7 protein-coding genes and 1 pseudogene are annotated in these 8,961 nt (G+C 59.2%); all 8 read right to left on the bottom strand.

The annotated features are described in order from the left end of the window. Positions 1-274: NAD-dependent epimerase/dehydratase family protein (locus H1Y01_RS00610; RefSeq protein ID WP_180538157.1), on the bottom strand; the 274-nt coding region annotated here is incomplete at its 3' end. Positions 275-595: 321 nt separating this feature from the next. Next, complete coding sequence (locus H1Y01_RS00605; protein ID WP_180538156.1) at positions 596-1,579, bottom strand: DUF6599 family protein; 984 nt, start codon at positions 1,577-1,579, stop codon at positions 596-598. A 10-nt stretch (positions 1,580-1,589) separates the two neighbouring features. Then, on the bottom strand, positions 1,590-4,484 hold the full coding sequence (gene secA / locus H1Y01_RS00600) for a preprotein translocase subunit SecA (RefSeq protein ID WP_180538155.1): 2,895 nt from the start codon (positions 4,482-4,484) through the stop codon (positions 1,590-1,592). Positions 4,485-4,619: 135 nt separating this feature from the next. Beyond that, a complete protein-coding gene (locus H1Y01_RS00595) occupies positions 4,620-4,814 on the bottom strand; it encodes a hypothetical protein (protein ID WP_180538154.1) in 195 nt (64 codons plus the stop codon). 90 nt (positions 4,815-4,904) lie between these two features. Beyond that, on the bottom strand, positions 4,905-6,725 hold the full coding sequence (locus H1Y01_RS00590; RefSeq protein WP_180538153.1) for a hypothetical protein: 1,821 nt from the start codon (positions 6,723-6,725) through the stop codon (positions 4,905-4,907). Between the two features lie 44 nt (positions 6,726-6,769). Continuing rightward, positions 6,770-8,035, bottom strand: coding sequence for a hypothetical protein (locus tag H1Y01_RS00585; RefSeq protein ID WP_180538152.1), 1,266 nt, complete (start codon positions 8,033-8,035; stop codon positions 6,770-6,772). Positions 8,036-8,090: 55 nt separating this feature from the next. Further along, positions 8,091-8,609 (bottom strand): GNAT family N-acetyltransferase, encoded by a 519-nt coding sequence (locus H1Y01_RS00580; RefSeq protein WP_180538151.1) that lies wholly within the window; start codon positions 8,607-8,609, stop codon positions 8,091-8,093. 33 nt (positions 8,610-8,642) lie between these two features. Further along, positions 8,643-8,961: pseudogene (locus tag H1Y01_RS00575) on the bottom strand (nitrite/sulfite reductase); the annotation flags it as partial.

Genomic DNA, 8,961 nt, shown 5'->3' with positions numbered 1-8,961 from the left:
GCGAGGGCTGCGCGGCGGTGGGGATGATGAAGTCCGGGCGCACGGAGGCGAAGAAATCGGGAATGGTTTGCCGGTCCCGGATGTCGATCGAGTGGCGCGTGTATCCCCGGAGCGCCTTCAGAAACGAGACCACGGGCGCGGTGGTTCCGGCCGCTCCGAGGAACTCGCGGCGCATGTCGTTATCGACCCCGGCGACCTCCCAGCCTGCCGCGCAAAGATGCCGCGCGCACTCCGAGCCGATGAGTCCGCCCGATCCGGTGATTAGCGCCTTCATCCGGCCGTCATTGTAACGTCCGGCGGAAATGGAAAAGCCCGGTAGTCAGCCGGGCTTTCCTGGCACCGGCCCTTTCGGACCGGATTCGATGGGAGAATCAGTTTCAACGGTTTCGCAACCGAAAAAACTTTAAGTGATTGGATAGTAAAGTCTGGGGACCTGCTACGTCAAGCGAAAATCAGGAATGTTTTTTTCGCCTGTAAACCCCTGAATAAGAATCACTTAAGAGGCAAGTGGTTTTCCACACTACGGAGAGCGCCGGGCGAAAACGGCGTATTCCGATGCCCTACAAAGATCGTAAAAGGCTAAAAATGCAACTACTTACCTCACTTCGCGCGGTGCTTCCAGATGCAGGGCCAAAATTTCTTCGCCTTCGCCCGATGCGCCGCCCCGGCGGAAGATCATTCGGAGTAAACCGAACAGAACTCCGGAGGCAAGACAGAATCCCGCCAGAATTAGTATCAACAGAGCGACATTCAGGAGCAAATTGCCGGGGTTGTCCTTCTTCGTTTTGGGCGGTTGACCCGTCGTTACCGTCGCCTGATACCGGACCTGGGACAGCAGACGCTCGGCCGCATTGGCATCTTTCGGTTGAACCAGCACGGCTAGCAGCGGACCCGTGCGCTTCACCACCGCGCCAGGGATCTTCTCGAAGGCTGCGGCCTGGTCGCGCGCCAGGGCGGGCAGGGAATACGAAAACAGGGCCAATTTGAGGCCGCCGGGATAGTCCGCCACCGATGCTTCGGCCCCGAGGTGGAACGCCGCCACCGAGGCTGGAACCGCCGGAAAGAACTGTTTTAGCGCCGCAGGGCCGCCGATGTAGCGGACGGAATTCGGTATCTCACCCGATGGCAGGTAATCGGGGAAGGACGGCAACCCGGCGTGTTCGTACCGGGGCATCGAGCGGAACATGTTTGCGGCGTCGTTCGGCTCCGGAACTGCGCCGTGGAAGGCGACCAGGTAATTGCCTACCGCGATCAGCGCGCCATCCGCCGTCAAGGCCGCGTTCGGCGTCAGATCGTTGTAAGCGGGCGCGGGTTTCGCCGTGGCGGGCCGGACGAAGTCGAAAGCGCCCATTGCCGCAGTGGAATCGGCCAAACGCCAGGCGTCCACGCTGAGACGCTGGTTCTTGTCTTTATAGACGGCGCTATCGGAATCCTGGAGGCCGAGTTCATCCCAGAGCGCGCGGTCGGTGTTCACCGGAAGCGGCGCGTCCGAAACCTGCTTCCACGGGCCGATGACACCCGGCAACACACCGGCGCTAGCCGCCAGAGCGGCCGCAAAGAATAGAAGGATTGACTTCATGGCTATCCCGTTAGACGGCTTTCGAGGCCGTCGCGGATCCATGGCATTTCTTATATTTCTCGCCGCTACCGCAGGGGCATAGCTCGTTTCGACCGACTTTATTCCCCTTAACCACCGGTTTGGCTTTCGAATCGCCGTCCTTACCGACCATACTGAGTTCGGCAAGTTCGCGTTCTTTCTTGCGCTGGATTTGGCGGGAGAGATCCTGAGCGTTCACTTGCGCGGCAGCGCGGGCCGCCGCTTCCTGCCGTTCGCGGGCCAGGCGCTCCTGCTCGGCGCGGATCGCTTCCTGGTCCTCGATCTCCTCATCTTCTTCGTCGTACTCACCGTCCGGCGGAGGGAAGGGAAGGGCGACGGACTGTCCAGCCGTTCCATCGCCACGCTCGAAGCGCAGGAAGAACAGGTACCGCACCGTCTCGTCTTCGATGCGGCCCATCAGTTCCTGGAAGAGCTGATAGGACTCCTTCTTGTACTCGACCAGCGGGTCTTTCTGACCGTAGCCGCGCAAGCCGATGCCCTCTTTGAGGTGATCCATCGAGAGCAGGTGATCTTTCCACTGATCGTCGATGGCCTGCAGCATAATCCAGCGCTCGGTCTGGCGCATGATCTCGGGTCCGACCATGCTTTCTTTCTCCTCGTAGCGCGCGTTCACCTGCTCGGTAATCGCCGCTTCGATCTGCTCGCGCGTCAGCCCGATCAGTTCCTCGGTGTTGATCTTGACGCCGAACTCGGTGAGAATGTCGTTCATCAGACCGGTCAGGTCCCACGTCGAGGGGTTGGCGCCTTCGATGCAGCGGTCGTCGATGTAGCCGCCCACCAGGTCGGCTGCCATTTCGAGGATACGTTCCTTCTTGTCTTCGCCTTCGAGCAAGCTGCGGCGCATGCTGTAGATCGCTTTGCGCTGCTTGTTCATCACGTCGTCGTACTCCAGCAGATGCTTGCGCATCTCGAAGTTTTGCGTTTCCACGGCCTTCTGCGCCGCGGCAATGCGCTTGGTGATGAGGTTGGATTCGATCGGCACATCCTCTTCCATGCCGAGGCGCAGCATCAGATTCTGCATGCGCTCTCCGCCGAAGATGCGCAGCAGATCATCCTGCAGCGAGAGATAGAAGCGCGAACTTCCGGGATCACCCTGACGTCCGGCGCGGCCGCGAAGCTGGTTGTCGATGCGGCGCGAATCGTGGCGTTCGGTTCCGACAATGTGCAGTCCGCCCAGCGCCACCACTTCGTCGTGCTCCTTCTGGGTCTGCTCTTTGAATTGATTGAGAACGCGCTCCCATTCGGCCTTTCCGTCGGGGAACTGAATCATGTCGTCGACGTTCTTGCCCTGCTTGCGCAATTGCTCGCGGGCCATGGTTTCGGCATTGCCGCCCAGCAGAATGTCGGTGCCGCGTCCGGCCATGTTGGTCGATACGGTGACCGCGCCTTTACGGCCCGCCTGCGACACAATCTGGGCTTCACGCTCGTGGTTCTTGGCATTCAAGACCTCGTGCTTGATGCCCATCTTTTTCAATATGCCGGAGAGATGTTCGGACTTCTCGACCGAGATGGTTCCCACCAGAACCGGTTGCCCGGCCTGATGTTTCTCCGCGATCTCCTTTGCTGCGTTGCGGAACTTCTCTTCGCTGGTGCGATACACCAGATCCGAGAACTCTTTGCGGAGCATCGGACGATTGGTCGGCACGACGCTGACATCGAGGTTATAGATCTTCTGAAACTCGGCTGCTTCCGTTTCCGCGGTACCGGTCATGCCGGCCAGCTTCTTATACATGCGGAAGTAATTCTGGAATGAGATGGTGGCGTACGTCTGCGTTTCGCGCTCGATCTTCACGCCTTCCTTGGCTTCGACGGCTTGGTGCAGCCCGTCGGACCAGCGGCGGCCCGGCATCAAACGTCCGGTGAACTCGTCGACGATGATTACTTCGCCGTCTTTGACAACGTAATCTTTATCGCGCTGGTAGAGCACGCGCGCGCGCAGCGATTGCTGCACGTGATGGTTCCATTCGATGTTGGCCGGCTCATACATGTTGCCGATGCCCAGCAGCCGCTCGCACTTGAGCACGCCTTCTTCGGTGAGGCCGACGGTGCGGTGCTTTTCGTCGACGGTGAAGTCGCCGGTGGTGTACTTCTCGCCGGGCTCTTTACCCTCGATCACCTCGCCGCGCTCCAGCTTGGGGATGATCTTGTCGACCTTATAGTATTTGTCCGTCGACTGCTCGCTCGGTCCCGAGATGATGAGCGGCGTGCGCGCTTCGTCGACCAGGATCGAATCCACTTCGTCGACGATGGCGAAATGATGTTCGCGCTGCACGCAGCTTTCGATGCGGAACTTCATGTTGTCGCGCAGGTAATCGAAGCCGAACTCGTTGTTGGTGCCGTAGGTGATATCGGAGTTGTAGGAGGCCTTGCGTTCCTCGTCGCTGAGGTCGTGGACGATGATTCCGGTCGAGAGCCCGAGGAAATTGTAGAGGCGGCCCATCCACTCGGCGTCGCGGCGGGCGAGGTAGTCGTTGACCGTGACGACGTGGACGCCCTTGCCTTCCAGCGCATTCAAATAGGTAGGCAGCGTGGCCACCAGCGTTTTGCCTTCACCGGTCCGCATTTCAGCGATCTTGCCCTTGTGCAGCACCACGCCGCCGATGAGCTGCACATCGAAGTGACGCATATTAAGGACGCGGCGCCCGGCTTCACGGCCCACCGCGAAGGCTTCGACGAGCAGACTGTCGAGCGATTCCCCGTTGGCGATGCGTTGTTTGAACTCAACGGTTTTGGCGGCGAGTTCCGCGTCCGAAAGCTTCAGCAGCCCAGGTTCGAGGGCGCCCACCGCGGCGACCATAGGCTGCATGGCCTTGATCTCGCGCTCGGTCTTCGTGCCGAAAATCCTGGCCAGTACGTTATCTATCATTGCTGCCTATATTTTACCGTGCTGGGGCGTTTACAAGGATGCCGGAAAAACCTGCGCGACGGATCACGGCAGCATCCGCACCCTTGCGCGCGAAACGCGCTTGGACGGCGGCTGCGCGCTTCCGGGAAAGCGTCATCACTGGCGCGGGTCGATAGTGCTTAGGTACGCTTGCCATGGCTTCCCGAGCAGCTTCAGTGATTCCTGCAGCTGTTGGATGGATTCCTGCTGCTTTACAGCGGCCACGATCAGATCTTCGATTTGCTTGTCGTGAGCTTCGATGGAGCCCATCATTCGCTCCATCCGTAGTTCCATCCGTTCTTCGACATTCATGAAGTTAAAGCTTAGCGGAATTATCAGCAATTCGCGTCGCAAGGAGGCAGCCGTAGATCGCAATGGCTCACCCAGTCCTAAGTGCCGCTGCTACTGAATCGATAGATTCACCGGCGTGGCGCTTACTCCGTTCACGCTGACCACCATAGGTTGTAGACCGCTGGGGGCATTCGCCGGGACCGTCACATTCATCTGATTCAGACCGGAGAAGTACGGCGCCGCGCCGCTGAAATCGACAGTAGCCCCGATAGCGCCAATCGTTACCGTGGGCATGTAAGTCGTATAAGATAGCGGGCTTCCCGGCGCAGGCAAACCGGTAATTAGAGCGGGACTTACTGGTCCGAGACCCGTGCAGTAGACCACGACAGTTTCTCCAGGGGCCGCCGGACTTAGTGATGAAACGACGCTGCCATCCACATGCTCGACGGCTCCAACCTGCTGCGCCAGGTTACTGTCGTAAATCTGAAACACGCCGGGCTGTGCGGCGGTGATCGCGATCGGCATACTTACACTGGCACTCGTCCCCATGCCGTTGTTTACCACGATGGCGATAGTTTGCTGCCCGGCAACTTCCCACGGGATCTGGAAGTTGATTTGCCCGCCTAACTGGGTATTCGAAACCGCAAGAATAGGCGCCGCGACACCATCTACGGTGACCGTCGTGCCGTTAAGCGTATCCGGCAAGGGAGATTGCGTAGCACCGACCACACCGTTCAGGTTCAAGCTCAAATGCGTCCCGAACAGCGTCGCGAGCGCGCCGGCCGATCCTCCGGAGGCAAAACTAGCCGCGTTGGTAAGCGCGTTAGCGGTAAACGCGGGTATGATTGGCGAAGCCTGACCTACCAGCCGGACAACATTATTCTTCGCGTCGGCAATATATAAGTTGCCGAGCGAATCGAGAGTAACTCCGAAATTCCCGTTCAGTTCCGCGCTAGTAGCCGGACCGCCGTCGCCGGAGTATCCGGCGGTACCATTGCCCGCCACGGTCGTAATCACGGCGGTCGACCCCGAAATTTCGCGCACCACGTTGTTGGTGTCATCCGAAAAAAAGAGGTTGCCGGACGTGTCGATCGTCATCCCGCCCGGATAGTTCAGCTCCGCCATCGTGGCGGGTCCGCCGTCTCCGGAATATCCCGCGGTGCCCGTTCCCGCGATGGTCGTGATTGTCCCCGAAGTGTCGACCTTTCGAATGCGAAAGTTGAATTGATCGCATATGTAGAGATTCCCCTGCAGGTCCGATACGACGGAAGTCGGGTTATTCAGTTGAGCCGCCGTCGCCGGGCCGCCATCGCCTGAGAACCCCTGGGTGGTCCCCGCGATCGTCGTGATGATCCCCGTAACGTGATTGATCTTGCGAATTACATGATTAGACTGGTCCGCGATAATGATATCCGCGGACGGATCGACCGTAACGCGAACCGGATTATAGAATGTAGCCGAGGTCGCGGGGCCCCCGTCGCCGCTATATCCTTCTAATCCTGCTATCCCGGCAATCGTAGTTATCGTCCCGCTGGGGGAGATCAGCCGAATGACCTGGTTGCCTACATCCGAGATGTACACGCCCCGGCCAAACGGATCCGAGAAAACGCAAATAGGAGAGTTCAGCATGGCTTGTGTCGCCGGCCCTCCGTCGCCCGAGAAACCGGGGTTTCCCGTTCCGGCCAGAGTGGATATGACGCCGTTACTATTAACCATCCGAATTCGGTTGTTGTCTTGATCCGCAATGTAAAGGTTTCCCCCGCCGTCCGATGAAACATCGATGGGGTAGAAGAGTTCCGCGGCGCTCGCCGGGCCGGCGTCTCCGGCGTATGCCGGCGTGCCGTTGCCGGCGAACGTGCTGATGGTGAGCTGTGCGCCCGCGAACCGGGCGGCGGCAAGCGTCAATATAAAGAGCGCGATCAACTTAGGCATCGAAATGGCGGCTGTGATCCTTGGAAATAGTAGATCACAGACGCTCATTCGGCCGCGACGCCCAACCCCGCCAGACTCAAGTGCTCATTCTCGCCGGGCATATCGATATCCACGAACCCGCTCCGTATCCCCGGCGCTACGGGCACAAAGGAAACGGCGATCTCACAAGAGCCACCCGTGGGAAGGGTTTCGGGACAGTTATTGACCGCTAAGTAGTCGCCGCTGGCGACGATGGACGTGATAATCACGCCGTGACTTCCTATGTTACTTACCACTGCGATCCGCGGAGTGCTGGCGACGCCGACAGATTGACCGGCGAACGTCAGGGTCGACGGAGATAGATGGGCAATGTTGTTTCGGCATCCGGCTGGAGGAGTCAGGGACGGAGTCCAGGTAGCGCTGTTAAAGAAGCACATGGTTTCGGTTTCGGAAACGAGCCCGCCGGTGAATCCCCCCGGGGGTTCAAGGAGAAGAACGGACGGGGAACTCGTCTCGTAACTTCCCGACGGCCCGTCATAATCGATCCAAAGCTGCGCCGCGATCGGGCTCCCCTGCGGATCATAAGCCTCGGTCCGCTTTACAACCACTCCTTGCTTCGTGGTTGGATTATAAAGAGCAAACCAGCCTTGAGTCGAAACCCACGCCGGACTTAACGAGGCTGCGCCTGGAGCACTTATCGGCCCGGTACACCCGTAAGAGCAATCGAATACGGGTATGCTCGCAAGCACGCCGTTTGCCGCGGGATACAAGACATCGGTATAGCCTGCGCCGGTGTTGAGCCGCAGTATATAGGGCCGGAGGTCATAATTGAACGCGGCGGCAGTGAAATCGAAGACGCGCTGCACCTCGAACCAGTTCACGGCGGAGTCGGCAGGATCGGAAAACCGGTAAGTCGTCTGCACATTGATTCCGGCCGATGAGGGCGGACAGTTTGTGGAATTCGAGTTGATAGTAATCTGGGCGGTTCCGAAAGGTAAGATATGCCCGGACCACGGCGAAGTCCCCTGCGACGTGCTTGTTCCTCCGCCGACAAGCACCTGACCGCCAACCTGTGGATCCGGAGGGCCCCATGCGTTTCCGAAATACTGCACGTTGCCACCCTCGCCCGTGTTTCCGCAGGCGTCGAGCTCATAAGTGCTGGTCACGTTCGGACTTCCCATCCAGTCCAACGTGGTAATAGCTTCGGTGTCGACGCCGGTGTTCCACGTGACAAGGAAGTTGCTGGTTGTGACCGTTCGGGTAGTGGGATCGATCACTTGCGCGGACATAAGTGTCGATGTAAGAAGGATAAAGGCCAGTATACGCGTCATTGTTTACCTCGGGAAAGGCGCTAACGCAGGATATCACTATGCCTACACCAGGCTCCTACAACAAGCTTTTCCAAAAGATGGTGGTGGCGCACCACCTTCCGTCCGGAAACATTGCGTAGTTTGGGATGATACCCGCTTTCGTCCATCCCATGCGCAAATAGAGTCGCTCCGCGCTTTCTCCGGTTACAGTATCCAAAACAAGGAGGGTTTTGCCGGCCTTCCGGCTAGCTTCTTCGGCGTTCTCCATTAGTCGTGCCGCGATACCTTGACCGCGCGCCGATCGCCGGACGAGTAACTTGGCGATGTCCGCACGATGCGGCTGATTGGGAGGCGTTGCGGTGATTACCTGGACGGTTCCCACCAGCTCGTCGCTCTCGAATGCCGCTAGAAGGATGCGTTCGCCGCGCTCGACGCCATCCACGCATTTCAAGAAAAACGCCTCGGCCGCGGACTTAGTAAGATCGGCCATGAAGCTTACCGACGCGCCGCCGGCAACGCAATCGAGCAGGACGTCAGCGAGCCGGCTGATGTACCGCCGCGCCTCGGTTGCATCCGGCTGCCGGACGGTAACCATAAGTACGAGGGTACATCGAGTAAGTAGCAGCGATTAGGCGGCGCACTCACCGCGGCCGAGTTGCAGCGAGAAAGCCACTTCATCGCCCCAATCGTTGTAGATCTCGGGGAACAGCTCGGGTGGCTTGGCGAGGTCCGCCGTCATACTGCGGAAGAACTCGACCTTGTTGCGCAGGACGTATTGGCGAAACGTTTCGGCGCCATCGCGGTTGTCGAGATAGTGGCGGAGCACGCGCTCCACAGCCGTCGGCGCCAGACGCGCGGGAATGCTTTGAATGGCGAGTCCAAACCTCAGATCGCCGCTCTCGTCGAAGCCGCCGCCGAGCAGCATCTGATAGTACGGCACTTCGCGG

Origin of the sequence: Nevskia soli (assembly GCF_903970205.1) — a bacterium.
Taxonomy (GTDB): domain Bacteria; phylum Acidobacteriota; class Terriglobia; order Bryobacterales; family Bryobacteraceae; genus Bog-113.
Note: the sequence above shows the minus strand (reverse complement) of the source record. Positions and strands in the feature narration are given on the sequence as shown.

Excerpts from the sequence above, each read along its gene's own strand:
- H1Y01_RS00605 (WP_180538156.1), bottom strand. The coding sequence starts at position 1,579 with ATGAAGTCAATCCTTCTATTCTTTGCGGCCGCTCTGGCGGCTAGCGCC.
- secA (WP_180538155.1), bottom strand. The coding sequence starts at position 4,484 with ATGATAGATAACGTACTGGCCAGGATTTTCGGCACGAAGACCGAGCGC.
- H1Y01_RS00595 (WP_180538154.1), bottom strand. The coding sequence starts at position 4,814 with ATGAATGTCGAAGAACGGATGGAACTACGGATGGAGCGAATGATGGGC.
- H1Y01_RS00590 (WP_180538153.1), bottom strand. The coding sequence starts at position 6,725 with ATGCCTAAGTTGATCGCGCTCTTTATATTGACGCTTGCCGCCGCCCGG.
- H1Y01_RS00585 (WP_180538152.1), bottom strand. The coding sequence starts at position 8,035 with ATGACGCGTATACTGGCCTTTATCCTTCTTACATCGACACTTATGTCC.
- H1Y01_RS00580 (WP_180538151.1), bottom strand. The coding sequence starts at position 8,609 with ATGGTTACCGTCCGGCAGCCGGATGCAACCGAGGCGCGGCGGTACATC.